Source organism: Pseudomonas sp. McL0111, from assembly GCF_052567255.1.
In genome coordinates this window covers 2922901-2939744 of sequence record NZ_CP199585.1, presented here as the reverse complement: position 1 = coordinate 2939744, position 16844 = coordinate 2922901, and the positions used below count along the sequence as shown (strand labels likewise).

At 60.2% G+C, this 16844-nt stretch carries 16 protein-coding genes and 3 pseudogenes; 8 read left to right on the top strand and 11 right to left on the bottom strand.

Annotated elements, in window-relative coordinates; genetic code table 11:
• Positions 1-16 precede the first annotated feature (16 nt).
• Positions 17-646 carry a flavin reductase family protein gene (locus ACTWLJ_RS13460; protein WP_445181157.1) on the top strand — a complete coding sequence of 210 codons (630 nt, stop codon included), beginning with the start codon at positions 17-19 and terminating at the stop codon, positions 644-646.
• Here the strand turns inward: ACTWLJ_RS13460 and ACTWLJ_RS13455 are convergent, their stop codons facing one another.
• Together ACTWLJ_RS13455 and ACTWLJ_RS13450 are read right to left on the bottom strand one after the other, a co-directional pair.
• Entirely contained in the window at positions 647-889 is a 243-nt protein-coding gene (locus ACTWLJ_RS13455; protein WP_445181156.1) for a hypothetical protein, read from the bottom strand.
• 43 nt (positions 890-932) lie between these two features.
• Positions 933-1286, bottom strand: coding sequence for an antibiotic biosynthesis monooxygenase family protein (locus tag ACTWLJ_RS13450; RefSeq protein WP_445181155.1), 354 nt, complete (start codon positions 1284-1286; stop codon positions 933-935).
• Positions 1287-1666: 380 nt separating this feature from the next.
• Here ACTWLJ_RS13450 and ACTWLJ_RS13445 point away from each other — a divergent pair, with 380 nt between their 5' ends.
• The 4 genes and pseudogenes from ACTWLJ_RS13445 to cmrA (ACTWLJ_RS13430) all read left to right on the top strand — a co-directional run.
• On the top strand, positions 1667-2596 hold the full coding sequence (locus ACTWLJ_RS13445) for an AraC family transcriptional regulator (protein WP_445181154.1): 930 nt from the start codon (positions 1667-1669) through the stop codon (positions 2594-2596).
• Positions 2597-2829: 233 nt separating this feature from the next.
• A pseudogene (cmrA, locus tag ACTWLJ_RS13440) lies at positions 2830-3075 on the top strand (AraC family transcriptional regulator CmrA); the annotation flags it as partial.
• Between the two features lie 233 nt (positions 3076-3308).
• Positions 3309-3554 (top strand): annotated as a pseudogene (gene cmrA, locus ACTWLJ_RS13435) (AraC family transcriptional regulator CmrA); the annotation flags it as partial.
• Between the two features lie 233 nt (positions 3555-3787).
• A pseudogene (gene cmrA, locus ACTWLJ_RS13430) lies at positions 3788-4033 on the top strand (AraC family transcriptional regulator CmrA); the annotation flags it as partial.
• 149 nt (positions 4034-4182) lie between these two features.
• On the opposite strand, the gene ACTWLJ_RS13425 reads toward cmrA (ACTWLJ_RS13430), so the two are convergent.
• From ACTWLJ_RS13425 to ACTWLJ_RS13400, 6 genes are all read right to left on the bottom strand, one after another.
• The gene (locus ACTWLJ_RS13425) at positions 4183-5238 is read right to left on the bottom strand and encodes an ABC transporter ATP-binding protein (protein ID WP_445181153.1); all 1056 of its coding nucleotides are present in this window, start codon (positions 5236-5238) and stop codon (positions 4183-4185) included.
• 15 nt (positions 5239-5253) lie between these two features.
• Complete coding sequence (locus tag ACTWLJ_RS13420) at positions 5254-6102, bottom strand: ABC transporter permease (RefSeq protein WP_445181152.1); 849 nt, start codon at positions 6100-6102, stop codon at positions 5254-5256.
• On the bottom strand, positions 6099-7007 hold the full coding sequence (locus ACTWLJ_RS13415; RefSeq protein WP_401214201.1) for an ABC transporter permease: 909 nt from the start codon (positions 7005-7007) through the stop codon (positions 6099-6101). The genes ACTWLJ_RS13420 and ACTWLJ_RS13415 overlap by 4 nt, the downstream gene beginning before the upstream one ends.
• Positions 7008-7198: 191 nt before the next feature.
• Positions 7199-8302 (bottom strand): ABC transporter substrate-binding protein, encoded by a 1104-nt coding sequence (locus ACTWLJ_RS13410; protein ID WP_445181151.1) that lies wholly within the window; start codon positions 8300-8302, stop codon positions 7199-7201.
• Between the two features lie 217 nt (positions 8303-8519).
• Entirely contained in the window at positions 8520-9971 is a 1452-nt protein-coding gene (locus tag ACTWLJ_RS13405; protein ID WP_445181150.1) for an aldehyde dehydrogenase family protein, read from the bottom strand.
• Positions 9968-11605 (bottom strand): 5-guanidino-2-oxopentanoate decarboxylase, encoded by a 1638-nt coding sequence (locus ACTWLJ_RS13400; RefSeq protein WP_445181149.1) that lies wholly within the window; start codon positions 11603-11605, stop codon positions 9968-9970. The genes ACTWLJ_RS13405 and ACTWLJ_RS13400 overlap by 4 nt, the downstream gene beginning before the upstream one ends.
• Positions 11606-11764: 159 nt before the next feature.
• On the opposite strand from ACTWLJ_RS13400, the gene ACTWLJ_RS13395 reads away from it, so the two are divergent.
• On the top strand, positions 11765-12646 hold the full coding sequence (locus ACTWLJ_RS13395; RefSeq protein ID WP_445181148.1) for a LysR substrate-binding domain-containing protein: 882 nt from the start codon (positions 11765-11767) through the stop codon (positions 12644-12646).
• Between the two features lie 122 nt (positions 12647-12768).
• On the opposite strand, the gene ACTWLJ_RS13390 is transcribed toward ACTWLJ_RS13395, so the two are convergent.
• Positions 12769-13383 (bottom strand): NAD(P)-dependent oxidoreductase, encoded by a 615-nt coding sequence (locus tag ACTWLJ_RS13390; RefSeq protein WP_445181147.1) that lies wholly within the window; start codon positions 13381-13383, stop codon positions 12769-12771.
• 75 nt (positions 13384-13458) lie between these two features.
• On the bottom strand, positions 13459-14337 hold the full coding sequence (locus ACTWLJ_RS13385; RefSeq protein WP_445181146.1) for an MBL fold metallo-hydrolase: 879 nt from the start codon (positions 14335-14337) through the stop codon (positions 13459-13461).
• Positions 14338-14455: 118 nt separating this feature from the next.
• Here ACTWLJ_RS13385 and ACTWLJ_RS13380 point away from each other — a divergent pair, with 118 nt between their 5' ends.
• On the top strand, positions 14456-15361 hold the full coding sequence (locus tag ACTWLJ_RS13380) for a LysR family transcriptional regulator (RefSeq protein WP_445181145.1): 906 nt from the start codon (positions 14456-14458) through the stop codon (positions 15359-15361).
• Positions 15362-15492: 131 nt separating this feature from the next.
• A complete protein-coding gene (locus ACTWLJ_RS13375) occupies positions 15493-15669 on the top strand; it encodes a hypothetical protein (protein WP_008085463.1) in 177 nt (58 codons plus the stop codon).
• 133 nt (positions 15670-15802) lie between these two features.
• Here ACTWLJ_RS13375 and ACTWLJ_RS13370 read toward each other — a convergent pair whose 3' ends face one another.
• The gene (locus ACTWLJ_RS13370) at positions 15803-16687 is read right to left on the bottom strand and encodes a helix-turn-helix domain-containing protein (RefSeq protein ID WP_401214219.1); all 885 of its coding nucleotides are present in this window, start codon (positions 16685-16687) and stop codon (positions 15803-15805) included.
• Between the last annotated feature and the right edge of the window lie 157 nt (positions 16688-16844).

Sequence of the window (16844 nt, the reverse complement as noted above, 5' to 3'; positions counted from 1 at the left end):
TCCAGGAACGCCCGCCATGCCCGATGACATCCATTTCTACGAACCCGCCAACGGCCACGGTCTGCCCCACGATCCGTTCAACGCCATCGTCGGCCCGCGCCCTATCGGCTGGATTTCTTCGCAGAACAGCGAAGGTCATCTCAATCTGGCGCCCTATAGCTTCTTCAATGCGTTCAACTACATTCCGCCGATCATCGGATTCTCCAGCGTCGGGCGCAAAGACAGCCTGAACAACATCGAACAGACCGGCGAGTTCGCCTGGAACCTCGCCACCCGCCCGTTGGCCGAACAGATGAACCAGAGCTGCGCGATGGTCGCACCTGAGGTCAACGAGTTCCAACTGGCAGGGCTGACGACGGTAGCGTCGAAGGTGATTTCGGTGCCGCGAGTCGCCGAAAGTCCGGTGTCCTTCGAGTGCAAGGTCACGCAGATCATTCAGTTGCAACGGGCAGATGGCGAGACAGTGCCGAGCTGGCTGATTCTCGGCGAAGTAGTCGCCGTGCATATCGCCAAATGGCTGTTGAAGGACGGGATCTACGACACCGCCGCAGCAGAACCGATTCTGCGCGGCGGCGGGCCGGCGGATTATTTCCAGCTGGGGCCAGAAGCCCTGTTCAAGATGTGGCGCCCGGGCGCCGGCAAATAATTACCAGATCAACTCGGCGTCATCAGTGACGCCTTTGAGGCGATCCAGCTCTTGGGTGGCGGCGTCATCGGCGGCAATCGCGCCGGGGAAAACCTGCTCTTCGAGCAGTTTGTGAAAGCGTGGCGCACCGCCATCGACCAGTGCTTTGACGGCAATTGCGGCGTGATAGCCCTTGTTGCCACCCAGCTCGACGGGGACTACAGCGGAAACCGCTTCGAAGTGTTCGAACTCTTTACGTGCCATGTCGCAGGTCCCGGCTCAGTCAAATAAGCTGGCCATTAAACCCTCAACCGGCGAGTTTGTGTATCGGCGCCGAACATTGCCCGAGCGCCTGCGCCGCCGAGACATCCTTGAAGGTGTGAAAATCCAGGCTATTGACCACCAGGTCTTGCACCAGCTCGGAAAAAATCTGCATCGACTGACTGTTGAAGTAAGCGGTCATCGCTTGCTGGTTGCTCCAGAAACCGGAGACCAGCCACAACTCCGAATCACATTGCGAATGCTGCAAGGCAAAGCTCAGGCAACCGGGCGCGGCGCGGGATGGTTCGATCAACGCGCTCAGGCGTACACCGAGTTCCGCCGAGCGCCCGGCGCGCGCTCGAACGAAGGCCATATGACTGACGGGAATCTGCTTCGACATGTTCAACCCTCCCAGGGAGTCGCGTTGCAGCCGGGGGACGGGCTGCGACAGGGTCCAAGATTAAGGGCCGGGCGGCGGCTGCCGTTAGTCGATTCCTGCCGTCGCGTTGCACAATCCTGCGAAACTCACGTCAGCACCAGAAACAACACGTTCCCTGCAGGAGCTGCCGAAGGCTGCGATCTTTTGATCTTATAAACAAAAATCAAAAGATCGCAGCCTTCGGCAGCTCCTGCAGGTCTGGGTCGCATCCGCTAGATCGGCGGCGACATGCATAACCCGATGCAGAATCAGGCAAGCATTTCGCAGGATGTGTCTACCGCTCGCGCTTGCACAAACATATGCTTTGCTCCATTCCACATCCCTTGCCGAGGATGCCGTGCATGACGTCATTCGATCGTTTTCAAGCCCCGCCTGACGCCGACATGGAAAAGCAGCGTGCAGAACTGGCGGCGATCATTCGCCGCAACACGGCCGAAGATGGCAGTTATGCCACTGCCGTCGGTTCGCTGTTCATGTCGCGCCACTCGCAATCCCACGACTTCGCCCCGGTGCTCGCGCAACCGGCGCTGTGCATCATGGCGCAGGGTCGCAAAGAGGTACGGCTGGCCGATGAGTTCTTCAATTACGATCCGCTGAATTATCTGGTGGTCTCGGTCTCGATGCCGTTGAGCGGACGCGTGGTCAATGTTTCGCCAGAAGATCCGATCCTCGCGGTGCGGCTGGATATCGATCCCGCAGAAATCACCGCACTGATTGCCGATGCCGGGCCGATGGGCGTACCGACGCGCCCGACCGGACGCGGCTTGTATGTCGAAAAGATCGACAGCGCAATGCTCGACGCGGTGTTGCGTCTGGCGCGTTTGCTTGATGCGCCGAAAGACATCGCCATGCTCGCGCCGCTGATTCGTCGGGAGATTCTCTACCGCCTGCTGCGCAGTCCGCAGGGTCATCGGTTGTATGAAATCGCGATTGCCAACAGCCAAAGCCATCGCATCAGCCAGGCGATCAAATGGCTAAACGGCAACTTCGAGCAGCCGTTGCGCATCGATGATCTGGCGAAGGAAGTGAACCTCAGCGTGTCGACGCTGCATCACCGCTTCAAGGCGATGACCGCGATGAGTCCGCTGCAATATCAGAAGCAGTTACGCCTGCAAGAGGCGCGACGACTGATGCTGGCCGAAGGACTGGAAGCGTCGGCGGCGGGGTATCGGGTGGGGTATGAAAGCCCGTCGCAGTTCAGCCGCGAGTACAGCCGACTGTTTGGTGCGCCGCCGCTGCGGGATCTGGCGCGGTTGCGTCTGTCGGTCTGATCCGGACTTTGTATGATTTCACCGCCGCCATCGCTAGCAGGCTAGCTCCCACAGTGCTCAGTGGTGTACAGAATTCTTCTGTTCTCCACAAAACCTGTGGGAGCCAGCCTGCTGGCGATGAGGCCAGCAGAGCCAACACCGAGTAAGGATCAGGCCGCCAACACCCGACACGCCTCCGCCGGCAACGTCACCGACACCGGATGCCCGATTTCCAGTCCAAAGCGCTGAAGGAAGTGAACCTCAGCGTCTCGACGCTGCATCACCGCTTCAAGGCAATGACCGCGATGAGTCCGCTGCAATATCAGAAGCAGTTACGCCTGCAAGAGGCGCGACGGCTGATGCTGGCCGAAGGGCTGGAAGCGTCGGCGGCCGGGTATCGGGTGGGGTATGAAAGTCCGTCGCAGTTCAGCCGCGAGTACAGCCGACTGTTTGGTGCGCCACCGTTGCGGGATCTGGCGCGGTTGCGCCTGTCGGTCTGATCCGGACTTTGTATGATTTCACCGCCGCCATCGCCAGCAGGCTGGCTCCCACAGTGCTCAGTGGTGTACAGAATTCTTCTGTTCACCACAAAACCTGTGGGAGCCAGCCTGCTGGCGATGAGGCCAGCAGAGCCAACACCGAGTAAGGATCAGGCCGCCAACACCCGACACGCCTCCGCCGGCAACGTCACCGACACCGGATGCCCGATTTCCAGTCCAAAGCGCTGAAGGAAGTGAACCTCAGCGTCTCGACGCTGCATCACCGCTTCAAGGCAATGACCGCGATGAGCCCGCTGCAATATCAGAAGCAGTTACGCCTGCAAGAGGCGCGACGACTGATGCTGGCCGAAGGGCTGGAAGCGTCGGCGGCGGGGTATCGGGTGGGGTATGAAAGCCCCTCGCAGTTCAGCCGCGAGTACAGCCGACTGTTTGGTGCGCCGCCGCTGCGGGATCTGGCGCGGTTGCGTCTGTCGGTCTGATCCGGACTTTGTATGATTTCACCGCCGCCATCGCTAGCAGGCTAGCTCCCACAGTGCTCAGTGGTGTACAGAATTATTCTGTTGACCACAAAACCTGTGGGAGCCAGCCTGCTGGCGATGAGGCCAGCAGAGCCAACACCGAGTCCGGATCAGGCCGCCAACACCCGACACGCCTCCGACGGCAACGTCACCGACACCGGATGCCCGATTTCCAGTCCAAAGCGCTGAAGGAAGTGAACCTCAGCGTGTCGACGCTGCATCACCGCTTCAAGGCGATGACCGCGATGAGTCCGCTGCAATATCAGAAGCAGTTACGCCTGCAAGAGGCGCGACGACTGATGCTGGCCGAAGGGCTGGAAGCGTCGGCGGCGGGGTATCGGGTGGGGTATGAAAGCCCCTCGCAGTTCAGCCGCGAGTACAGCCGACTGTTTGGCGCGCCGCCGTTGCGGGATCTGGCGCGGTTGCGTCTTTCGGTCTGATCCGGACTTTGTATGATTTCATCGCCGCCATCGCTAGCAGGCTAGCTCCCACAGTGCTCAGTGGTGTACAGAATTCTTCTGTTCACCACAAAACCTGTGGGAGCCAGCCTGCTGGCGATGAGGCCAGCAGAGCCAACACCGAGTCCGGATCAGGCCGCCAACACCCGACACGCCTCCGCCGGCAACGTCACCGACACCGGATGCCCGATTTCCAGTCCAAAGCGCTGACACGGTGTACTCAACGCCGTAAACGTCACCCCGGAACACTCGACCGTGGTCTCGATAGTCGCGCCGATATCGCGCACAAACGTCACCTTGCCCAGCAGACGATTACCCGCTGTGGCCTGAGGTGGCGACAGTTGCAGGTCTTCCGGACGAATCAGCATTTTCACCTTCTGCCCGACCACGACGCTGCTGCAGATCGGCACTTGCAGCGCCTCGCCGCCCGGCAAACCGACCTTGCCATCGCCCAGCGCAGTGGCCGGAAAGATGTTGCCCGAACCGATAAAGTCAGCGACAAACTCATTGGCCGGATGGCGATAGATTTCAATCGGCGTACCGATCTGCTGCACCCGATGCTCACCCAGCACCACGACGATGTCGGCCATGGTCATCGCCTCGCGCTGATCATGGGTGACCATGATCGTGGTGATGTTCAGGCGTTGTTGCAGTTGACGGATTTCCACCTGCATCGATTCGCGCAACTTGGCGTCCAGCGCCGACAGCGGTTCGTCGAGCAAGAGGATTTTCGGGTGCGAGGCGATGGCCCGGGCAATCGCCACGCGCTGACGCTGGCCGCCGGAGAGTTTTGCCACCGGACGATCAATCATTTCCTGCAACTGGATCAGTTCCAGCAACTCCACCACTCGCGCCTGCTGAGCAGCCTTGCTCACGCCGCGCAGTTTCAGCGGATAAGCGATGTTCTCGCCCACGGTCATGTGCGGAAACAGCGCCAGCGATTGAAACACCATGCCGAAATTGCGCAGGTGCGCCGGGGTGTTGCCAATGTCTTCGCCGTCGAGGCGGATCTCGCCACCGGTCAGGGTTTCGAGCCCGGCGATCATCCGCAGCAACGTGGTTTTGCCACAGCCCGACGGGCCGAGAAAACACACCAGTTTGCCTTCCGGCAAATGCAGGTTGACGTCTTTTACCGCGCAAGCCGAGCCGTAGAATTTCTCGACGTTTTCCAGAATCAGACCAGTCATGAAGTGCACCTCAAATCAGAAGGAAACGCCGCCCTCGCCCACCAGCTTCTCCAGCGCCCAGATCAGGACGAAGTCGATCAGCACGATCAGCACGGCAAACGAGAACACGGTGGGGTCGAGCGATGACACGGTGCGGCTGTACATCCAGATCGGCACGGTCATGACGTCGATGGTGTAGAGGAAATAGGTCACGGTGAATTCGTTGAACGAGACGATGAACGCCAGCAGCATGCCCGCCAGAATCCCCGACTTCATCAACGGCACCACCACATCGACAATCGCCCGCAGCGGCGAAGCGCCGAGCATTTGTGCGGCCTCTTCGACTTCCGTGCCGATGGACAGCATCGCTGCGGTGCAGTTTTTCACCACAAACGGCAACGCCAGAATCACGTGGGCAATCACCAGTCGCGAAGTGGTCATGTGAAACGGCAGGCTGTCGAACACCAGCAGCAACGCCAGCCCCAGCACCACCATCGGAAACACCAGCGGCAGCGACATCAGTTGCATCGCCACAGCCTTGCCGCGAAATTCACAGCGCGTCAGGGCATAGGCAGCCGGCACCGCGATCAGCGTGGCAAAAACCATCGTCAGGCACGCCACCAGCAGGCTGGTGCTCATGGCTTGGCCAAGGCTCAGCACATCGCTCGCGTCCGGCGATGCAAAGGTGTGCCAGGCGGCTTTGTACCATTGCAGGCTGTAGCTGCTCGGCGGGAAGTCGAGGTTCGACGCACCGCTGAACGACATCACGATCATGGTCAGGATCGGCAACACCGCCAGCAGCAAAATGAACCCGGACAAAATCCCGGCGAACTTGCCGGTGTCGCCGGGCAACAGCGACTGACGCTTCTTGATCAGGGCACTCATTGCGAAGCCTCCAGCACCCGCCGACGACGGCCGGTGAAGTATTCAGAAAGGGTCATGATCGCCAGCGTGGTAATGATCAACACCACCCCGGCGGCGGATGCGGCAGGCCAGTTCATCAGCGGCGCAATCTGGTCGTGAACCATCACTGCGAGCATCGGCACACGACGGCCACCGAGCAACAACGGCACGACAAAACTGCTGGCGTTATAGGCGAAAACCAGCGTCGCACCGGTGATGATTCCCGGCAGACTCATCGGCAACACCACTTGGCGGAACACCTGAAAACGACTGGCGCCAAGGGTCGCGGCGGCCTCTTCGTAACTGCGCGCGACACCGCGCATGGCGCTGGCAATCGGCAACACGGCCAGCGGGAAAGCGGTTTGCACCAAGCCCATAAGCACGCCGTTCTGGTTGTACAGCAGCATGATCGGGCGCTTGATCAGCCCAAGCCCCATGAGGGTCTGGTTGAGCATGCCGCCAGGGCCGAGGATCACCAGCCAGCCGTAACTTTGCAGCAACAGATTGACCAGCAACGGCAGCAACACCGCCGCGAGGAAAATCCGTCGCACGAATGGCGAGGTTAGCCGCGACATGGTGTACGCCACCGGGATTGCCAGGACCACGGCGATCAGCGCGCTAATCAGTGCCAGACGCAAAGTCAGCAGCAAGGATTTCAGGTAATAGGGCTCAAGCAGTTGCGCGTAACTGGCAAGGCTGAATCCGGTCCACTCCGCGCCCTTGGTGCCAACGCTCATGCGCAACACCAGCAGGCTGGCGGCGATCAGCACGCCGAGAAACAGCATCGACGGCGTGAGAAAAAGCCACGCCCGGGCGGTCGGCGAAATGCCACGCGGTGCCCGCACATCAGGTGCGCCGACCGGTTGGCTCAGGGATTGATGTTCCATAGCAATGATCTCGTCAATGGAAAGCAACTGACAAACACAACTTCCCGAATCACCTTGCCCCCTGTGGGAGCGGGCTTGCCCGCGATAGCGTGCTATCAGTCAAAACATCTTCAACAGGTAAGCCGTCATCGCGGGCAAGCCCGCTCCCACAGGTTTTTGCAGGGCTCGCAAGGGTTGTGTCCGACTCTCGGTCAGGAAGAAAAGATTTCCGTATAACGACGAATCCATTGGTCATGCACGGTGGCCAGGAAGGCGTTGTCGTGCATGATCGCCTTCTCGGCAATCTGCTCCGGCGTAAGAATGAACGGGCTCTTGCGCGCTTCGGCGGAGATGATCGCCTTGGCGTTGACCGGGCCGTTGTAGATGTCTTCGGCCATCTTCCCTTGCACCAGCGGGTCGAGAGAGTGGTCGATGAAGTCGTACGCCAGATCGGTGTCGCCCGGACGATTTTTCGGCATCACCGAGAGCATCAGGTCGGTGTAGAAACCTTCCTTCATGCCAAACGTGGCGCCGAGGCCGTAGTTCGGATCGCGGATCTGCTTGGGGAAAAATGCCGGGGCATACAGGCCGCCCATGTCCAGCGAACCGGTACGGAACAGTTCGGCGATCTGGTTCGGGTTTTCGCCCAGAGTCACTACGCGATCCTTCAGTTCAGCGAGTTTCTTGAAGCCCGGTTCGATGTTGTGTTCGTCACCACCGGCCAGTTTCGCGGCGATGATGATCAGGTCCATCGCTTCGGTCCAGTTCGGCGGCGGCAGGAAAATGTTCGGTGCCAGATCGGCATCCCACAGCGCGGCGTAACTGGTTGGCGCTTCTTTCTGGGTACGGGTGCTGTAGACCAGACTGTTGCACCACAACAGGTAACCGATGCCGTGACCATTGGCCCCGGTGCGGTATTTTTCCGGCACATCGACCAGGTTGGGAATGCGGTTGAGGTCGGGTTTTTCCAGCAGTCCGGCGGCGGCCAGACCTTCGGCGCCAACGCCGGCGAGGGTGATGATGTCGTATTGCGGACGGTCACCACCGGCCTTGAGTTTGGCGACCATTTCCGAGGTGCTGCCGGTACGGTCGGCAATCACTTTGGCGCCGGTCTTGGCCTCGAAAGTTGCAGCAATGTTGCGCAGGGCGGCCAGGCCGGTGTCGTCGGACCAGGTCAACAGGCGCAGGGTCTTGCCGGCAAAACGTGTGTCGCTGGCACTGGCCCGGATGAAGGGCATGCTCAACGCCGCCGCAGCCACCGAGGCCACGCCGACGGTCTTGATGAATTGACGCCTGTTCAGATCGTGCTCGCCCATGAAGGACTCCCATTGTTGTTTTAAGTATGAGACCGGTCGCAACCGTTGCATCCGCGCAGCCTGACTCGCTACAAGCCCCGGGATACAAGGGCTGTAGCGCTGCTGACGGGTTCATCCTGAGGTCGTGCAAAACACCTGACTATCGATAAAAACTCATTGAAGCCATGACACTGGCGCATGCCTCATTGCGAGGCATGCGCTGACCTTTTTCGGGCCTTCAAAGCGCCCGGATCACGTGTTTGATTTCCTGAAACGCCGCCAGGCCCCACGGCCCCAGTTCGCGGCCGATGCTGCTCTGTTTGTAGCCGCCCCATGCGGTCTGCGGGAAAATCACCTGGGGTGCGTTAAGCCACACCAGCCCCGCCTGCAAGGCATTCGCGACACGATCTGCGGTCTCGGTGTTACGCGTGACCACACTCGCCACCAGACCGAACTGACTGTCGTTGGCCAAGGCAATCGCCTCGGCTTCGGAGGCAAAACTGCGTACGCAAATCACCGGACCGAAAATCTCTTCACACCACAGCGCACTGTCGAGGGGCACGTCGGTGAAGATTGTCGGCTGCAAAAAATAGCCGCGCGGCAGATGCGCAGGACGATTGCCGCCGCAGATCAGCCTGGCGCCGGCACTCAAGCCGCGGTCGATGTGACCGAGCACGCGCTGGTATTGCGCCTGATTGACCAGTGCGCCCATCTCCACGTCCGCATCGAACGGTTCGGCGACGCGAATCGCTTCGGCGCGCTTCTTCAATTTGGCGAGGAACTCGTCCGCCACTTCATCGGCAACCAGCACCCGGCTGGTGGCCGAGCACATCTGCCCGGCGTTGAAGAATCCGCCGCCACAGGCCAGTTCTACTGCCAGTTCGATGTCGGCATCGGCGAGTACCAGCAGCGAGGATTTACCGCCCAGTTCCAGGCTCACGCCTTTCACGGTTTCGGCGGCGCGTTGCATCACCTGCACGCCGACCGCGTTACTGCCGGTGAAGGAAATCTTGGCAATGCGCGGGTCCGCCGACAGTGGCGCGCCGACTGCCAGACCGGTGCCGCAGACCAGGTTGAACACACCATTGGGCAAACCGGATTCGGCGATGATTGCCGCCAGTTCCAACTCCGGCAGCGGAGTGACCTCCGAGGGTTTGAGCACCACACAGCAACCGGCAGCGAGGGCCGGCGCGAGTTTCCACGCGGTGGTAACCATCGGAAAATTCCACGGCACGATCAGCCCGACCACACCGCACGGTTCACGACGCAGACGTGCGCTGAAATCATCGCTCGGCAGCGGCACGTTGCTGTCCTGCTTCGCATCGAGCCCTTCGGCAAGTTCGGCGTAATACTCGAAAGTGGCGATCACGTCATCGACGTCGATGGCTCCTTCGAACTGCGGTTTGCCGTTGTTGCTCGACTGCAAATTCATCAAGTGATCGCGGCCATTACGCACGCCATTGGCGATGTTGCGCAGGATCGCGCCGCGCTCGGCACCGGAGGTTTTCGACCATTCGCTGAACGCTGCGGTGGCTGCTGTTACTGCTTGATCGACTGCACGTTCATCACCGCCATTGACCGTGGTCAGCAGTGCTTCGGTGGCCGGGTTGATCACCCGTAAATGTTCGTGGCCGGCGGACCATTGACCATCGATGTACAAGCCATCGAGCGTGGTTGGGAAGTTGATCATTTGGCCACCGCCTTCATCCATTGGGTCTGGTCGATTTCAATCAGGGTCGGGCCCTGACGATCAGTCGCGCAACGCAGGGCTGCACGCAGTTGTTCGACCGAATTGATCGCTTCGGCGGCGCAACCCAGTGCCTTGGCGACACCGATGAAATCCGGGGTGTAGATGTCGACGCCCACCGGCTCGATGGCGCGGTTGACCATGTATTTCTTGATCTCTTCGTAGCCCTGGTTATTCCACAACAGGACGATCACCGGCACTCGCGCTTCAACCGCGCTGGCCAGTTCCGGCAAGGTGAATTGCAGACCACCATCGCCAATCAGACACACCACTGGCGGGCGCGCACCGTCTGCGGCAGTCCCGCCGAGCCATGCACCAATCGCTGCCGGCAACGCATAACCGAGGGTGCCGTAACCGGTGGATGAGTTAAACCAGCGACGCGGCTGTTCCGGGTTGAACGTGAGGTTGCCGGTGTACACCGGCTGTGTGGAGTCGCCGACGAACACCGCGTCCGGCAACTCGTGCAGAACGGTTTCGAGGAACCGTGTCTGCGCCAGCGTCGGTGCATCCCAGGTCGCGGCCAGATCGTCACGCAGACGCGCGGCGCGCACTTGACCCCAATCGTTGCGGCGCTCGGCCAGCGATTGGTGCGACAACGCACTGAGCAGCGCTTGCGCGGCGTTGCGTGAATCGGCCACCAGCGCCACTTGCGGCGGGTAGTTGCGCACGGTCTGATCCGGGTCGATATCGATCCGCAGCAGCGCACCGGGAATCTCGAAGCCGCCCGCGAAGGTCACGTCGTAGTCGGTCTCGGCCAGTTCGGTGCCGATTGCCAATACCACGTCGGCATCGGCCACCAGTGCACGGGTCGCCACCAGACTTTGTGTCGAACCAATCAGCAGCGGATGGCTGGACGGCAGCATGCCTTTGGCATTGATGGTCAATGCGACCGGGGCATCGAGCAACTCGGCCAGCTCAGTCAGCTCGACAGCGGCATCGATGGCACCGCCACCGGCAAGGATCAGCGGACGCTTGGCGCCGGCCAGCAATTCAGCCATGCGGTTCACAGCACCCGGTGCGGCACCGGCGCGGTCGATATTGACCGGAACGCTGGCGAGCAGCGCATCGGCGTCTTCGACCAGCACGTCCAATGGAATCTCGATATGCACCGGACGCGGACGGCCAGCCTGGAACAACGCGAATGCGCGAGCCAGCACACCTGGCAGTTCAGCCGCAGACATCAGCGTATGAGAGAACGCCGCGACACCCGCGACCAGCGCGCCCTGATTCGGCAGTTCGTGGAGCTTGCCGCGACCGCCACCCAACTGACTGCGTGACTGCACGCTGGAGATCACCAGCATCGGGATCGAATCGGCGTAAGCCTGACCCATCGCCGTGGTGATGTTGGTCATGCCCGGGCCGGTAATGATGAAGCACACACCCGGCTTGCCGCTGGTGCGGGCATAGCCATCAGCCATGAAACCGGCGCCCTGCTCGTGCCGCGGTGTGACGTGATTGATGCTCGACCGGGCCAGCCCGCGATACAACTCGACGGTGTGCACACCGGGAATGCCGAACACCTGCTCGACACCGTAACCTTCGAGTAACTTGACCAGTACTTCGCCACACGTCGCCATGTTGTTTGCCCTTCTTGTTCGATTTGAGACGCCGGGCCTGTCAGATGGTTATGCTGCATCAGACCCAGGGAATGGCCTCATTGGAACGGGCGGCGAGTAGCCGCAACAATGGATAAAAAGTCATACTAGCCATGTCCTCACGTCATACCTTGGATCTCCATGAAACGACTGCCTCCCCTGCCCGCGCTGCATACGTTTCTGATTACCGCGCAGTGCTGCAACTTCACCCGGGCCGCCGAGCAGTTGCACATAACCCAAGGCGCGGTCAGCCGGCAGATTGCCGGGCTGGAAGATCATCTGGGCTATCCGCTGTTCATTCGTCTGGCTCGAGGTCTGGAGCTGACCGCTGAGGGCCATCAATGGCTGCCGCGCGTAGAGCAGGTTTTCGGACTGATCGGCGAGGCCGTTGAGCAGATCGGCGAGCAGCGCGATACCTTGGTGCTGAAGGCGCCAAGTTGTGTGATGCGCTGGTTGTTGCCACGTCTGTTGCAATGGCAAAAGGAACGCCCGGACGTGCCGGTCAAACTGACCGCCTCGCTCCAGCACGGCGTGGATTTTCAGCGTGAGCAATTCGATGCGGCCGTCGTCTATTGCACACCGCCGGAACATTCGCCGTCGGCCCTGCATCTGTTCGATGAACAACTGACGCCGGTTTGCTCACCATCACTGCTCAGCGGCTCGCTGGACCTCAAGGTGCCGACCGATCTGCAACAACATCTGCTGTTGCATCCGACGCACAACGATCAGGATTGGGCGGTGTGGTTGAAGGCAGCGAACCTGCGTTTGAAAAACATCAGCAGCGGCCAGCATTTCGAGACACTGGATCAGGCGATGTCGATGGCGTCCCATGGGACGGGGGTGGCGATTGGCGATTGGTCGTTGATCGGCGATGACCTGCGCGCTGGCAGGCTGGTGATGCCGTTCGATCTGAAGGTGAAGACCGGGCTGGCGTATTACCTGGTGTATCCACAGAAACCTGAACCGTCGGCGGGATTGCGGGAGCTGATCGGCTGGTTGGTCGAGCAGGCGCATACCCGCTGACGCTGCAGCTTTAATGTGGGAGCGAGCCTGCTCGCGAATACCGTCGCTCATTCAGCAGTGATGTTGAATGACATACCGCTTTCGCGAGCAGGCTCGCTCCTACAGTTGAACGGTGTTGCGGGTTAGTACCCCACAGCAAACCGTTGGCGCGAATGCTTCGGCGTTTCCACTTCGTCGATCAGCGCAATCGCGTAATCGGCAAAAGTAATCCAGCTACGGCCCTCGGCACTCACCAGCAAATCATCTTTGCCGATACGGAATTTACCCGTGCGCGCACCCTCGACAAATTCCGCCGATGGCGACACAAACGTCCAGTCCAGTTCCTGCTCCTGACGCAAGGCATCAAGGAAAGCCGCACCAGCGCTGGCTTCAGCTTTGTATTCAGCAGGGAAGCCAGCGCTGTCGATCACTCGCGTGCCGTCCGGCAACAACAACGAACCGGCACCACCGACCATCAGTAGCCGCTTGACCCCGGCCTGCTTCACCGGCCCGACCACGGCACTGGCCGGAACCGTAGCGAAATGCGCAGCGCTGATCACCACATCGTGACCGGCGACGGCATCCTTCAGTGCCGCCGAATCCCGCACATCGACATTCTTGCTGACCACACCGGCCCGATCGCCGATCTTCGATGTGTCACGGGCGATAGCCGTAACGCTATGGCCGCGACGCAGCGCCTCTTCCAGCAGTTGGCTACCGGCACGACCGGTGGCACCAATGATTGCGATCTTGCTCATGACGTTCTCCAGTTGGCTTGAGTGTGTCTGTTCAGGTGTAGCACTGAGCATTGTGGCAAGGGAGCTTAACGCGGCTTACCACTGCATCTCGCCCTTGGCGACTTTCGCGCTCAGCTCCAGCGAGCTTTCCTCGCCCAGTGTCGGGTAGCGTTTTTTCATTGCGGCGATCAGTGCAGCAGAATCCTTGGCCTTGGCGGTTTCTTCGTCGAAAGCCTTAATGTAGGCGGCGGTGAACTGCACAGCGGCCAGCGAGCGAGCGCTGTCACCGAGGTAGTGACCGGGGATCACGGTTTTCGGTTTCAGGGTTTCAATCGAATGCAGGGTTTGCAGCCAGTCGGCGTGGGATTGCGCGCTCTGGGTATCAGCCATCCACACATGAATGTTTTCAGCGACTACTACACCGCCAACCACAGCCTTGAGCGACGGAATCCACACGAAGCTGCGATCCGGCTGCTTGCCCTCAAGCCCGACCACCTGCAACTTCTGGCCTTCGAGCATCAGGCTGTCGCCCTTGAGCACGCCCGGCACGATGGTTTTGGCCGGTACGTCGGCGCCCATTTTCGGGCCCCAGAACGCCAGTTTGCCGTCGACGGTTTTCTTGATGTGATCCACGGTCGGCTGCGAGGCCAGCACCTTGGCGTCGGGGAAGGCTTTGGTCAGGGTGTCGAGGCCGAAGTAGTAATCCGGGTCACCGTGGCTGATGTAGATGGTGGTCAGTTGCTTGCCGCTGGCGCGGATTTTTTCCACCACCTGTTCGGCCTGGGATTTGCCGAATTGCGCGTCGACCAGAATCGCGTCTTTCTCGCCGCTGATCAGTACCGAGGTCACCGGGAAAATCGCCTCGGTGCCCGGGTTGTAAACGTCGAGGGTCAGGTTGGCGGCAGCCGCGTGGGCCGCGAAGCCGAAGGTGGCGGTTGCCAGCAAAACGCGCTTGAGGATGGTGGAACCGATCATCTGTTGCTCCATTGTCTGTCTGCTTGCCGTGTTCGGCGATGGGACAGAGCTTAGTTGCCAAACTCAGTACAAAAAATGCGATGCTTGGACATAGTTTGTTTCTGAAAGCGGGCAAATCATGGATCGTCTCCAGGCAATGCGGGTGTTTGTGACAGTGGTGGATCTGGGCAGCCAGTCGGCGGCATCTGATCATCTGGAGCTGTCACGGCCAGTGGTTTCGCGCTATCTGGCGGAACTGGAAGACTGGGTCGGCGCACGTTTAATGCACCGCACCACACGCAAATTGAGCCTGACCGCCGCTGGCAGCGAAATTCTCCCGCGTTGCCGGCAGATGCTGGAATTGTCCGGGGACATGCAAGCCGCGGTCAGCGAGCCACACGATGCGCCGCGAGGCTTGCTGCGAATCAGCGTCAGCACCTCGTTCGGCCAGGCGCAACTGGCCGATGCGATGGCGGCGTATGTGAAGCGCTATCCCGGGGTCAGCATCGATCTGCAAATGCTCGACCGCACGGTGAATCTGGTGGATGAACGCATCGACCTGGCGATTCGCACCAGCAACGATCTCGACCCGAACCTGATCGCCCGACGCCTGACAGTCTGCCGCTCGGTGGTCTGCGCCGCGCCAGCCTATCTGCATGAGCATCCGGCGCCAAAACGGGTCGAGGAACTGAGCCGGCACAACTGCCTGACCCACTCGTATTTCGGCAAGAGCCTGTGGCATTTCGAAGAGGGCGGCGAGCCGGTTTCGGTGCCGGTGCAGGGCAACATCAGCGCCAACGAGGCCAGCACCTTGCTGCGCGCGACACTGGCCGGCGCGGGGGTGGCGATGCTGCCGACCTATCAGGCGGGGGTGCACATTCACAGCGGTGAACTGCTGCGCCTGCTGCCTGACGCCGAGCCACGGCAGATGAACATCTACGCGGTCTACGCCTCACGCAAACACATGCCGGCGGCGCTGCGCAGCATGCTGGATTTCCTGGTGCTGCGGTTTCCGGAAAACCCGGCGTGGGATGTGGGCCTCTAAAAACAAAGATCATTCAAACCATCACCGACCTGAATGTCGCGCTAAATGCGCGAATCGTGTCGCTGGCAAGTCCCTGCCGCTGACCTATGCTGAAAGTAATACCCAAGGGTATCCGTTCAGAGGTCAACGCCATGAACATCAAAACAAGAAGGTACTTCGCGATTTTCATCACCTGCGCCGCCACCCTGGCGCTGTACGGCACTGCGGCCTGGCGGGTCGAGCAGTTGCGACAACTGCCCCGCGAATACGCCAGTTGCAACTTCGAGCGCTGCATCCCGCACAACGCCACGCTCAACGCGTTGCGCTGATCTTGAGGCTGACACATAACCTGTGGGAGCTGGCTTGCCAGCGATTGCAGTCTGACATTCAGCATTTAAGGTGACTGAACCACCGCTATCGCTGGCAAGCCAGCTCCCACAGGTTTTCGCAGCGGTTTTGAGGTTACTGCTCAGCCTTCAGCCGATCGCGAAATGCCTTCGGCGAAATCCCCACCCGACGCCTGAACAGGCGCGTGAAGTTGGTCGGATCGGAAAACCCCAACACGTCGGACATCTCGTAAATGGTCATGCTGGTGTAAGTCAGCAAGCGCTTGGCTTCCAGCAATTGCCGCTCGTGCATGATCTGCAACGCCGGTTGTCCCGCCAGTTCCCGGCACGTGCCGTTGAGGTGCGACACCGAAATCCCCAGCCGATGCGCCAGATCCTCGACCTTGACGTGCTGTCGGTAAGTTTCTTCCACCAGTTGAATGAAACCGTTGAGGTATTCCCGCGCCCGTTGCGGACGCTGATTGGCGCTATGGCGCTGAATCGCCTGACGGCTGACCCAGACCATGATCACGCTAACCAGCGAATGCATGAGCATTTCCCGCGCGGGTTCGTGGCCGTTGTACTCGGCCTGCAACGCGCAAAACAGACTGTTGAGGTAATCGCCGTCCTTGCCCGCCGGGTAGTTCTCGGTTTGCGCCAAGGCGTGGACCGCGTCGCCCAGCTGCGCTTGCAGATGGTTGATCAACGGTGTGGCAAGGGTCACGACGAATCCTTCGACGTCCTCGGAAAAACGAAATCCATGCACCGACAGCGGCGGCAGGATCTGGATGGCCGGGGTGTTCAACTGCGTGCGCTGACCTTCGATTTCAAGCTCTGCCTGACCTTTGAAGACGAAGAGCAGTTGGCACAAATCGGCGTGGCGGTGAGGTTTGATTTCCCATTGATGTTCGCGGCTGCGTTTGGAGATGGTTTCGCAGTGCAGCAAGTCGGGGGTCGGCCAGTCCAGGCTTTCACCGTAGAGCTTGAACACTGGAATCGAAGGCAGGTCAGGGTTGTTCATCACTTCAATCCAGGCCTCGAGGTTTTCGGGCGATAATCGCCCCGATTGGCAGAATGTACAGGTATCGGCTCAGTTTTCACCTTCAATTGACAGACCCGCAAGGGAAAAATGCAAGCACTCGATCCATAAAAATCATTCACCGGCATCCACCGCGTGA